The organism is Pseudomonas sp. DE0010, from assembly GCF_007680745.1.
Lineage (GTDB): Bacteria > Pseudomonadota > Gammaproteobacteria > Pseudomonadales > Pseudomonadaceae > Aquipseudomonas > Aquipseudomonas parafulva_B.
The window spans coordinates 1-266 of the sequence record NZ_VEJQ01000216.1 but is presented as its reverse complement, the minus strand read 5'-3'; the positions used below and the strand labels follow the sequence as shown (position 1 = coordinate 266).

Here is a 266-nt window from a genome sequence, read left to right as displayed (position 1 = left end):
GACGATGAAGGTCGGCAGATCGGTGGCCACCAGGCAGCACACCTGGCCGACCAGGTGGATGCCGACGGCGGCGAAGATCAGGTTGCGATAGCCCAGGCGCTGGGCGAACCACTGGTGCGGGGCGCTGGTGACGATGACCGCGGCGCTGTAGCAGGCGGTGGCCAGGGTGTAGCTGCGCTGGTCGATACCCAGGCCGCCATAGACGTAGCGGTTGGCCAGGGCGATGGAAAGATTGTCGAGAAAGTACACCAGCACCATCAGGGTGA

At 65.0% G+C, this 266-nt stretch carries 1 protein-coding gene; it reads right to left on the bottom strand.

Annotated elements, in window-relative coordinates; translation table 11 throughout:
• On the bottom strand, positions 1–266 hold a 266-nt coding region (locus tag FS767_RS22300), incomplete at both ends, for a multidrug efflux MFS transporter (RefSeq protein ID WP_144968259.1).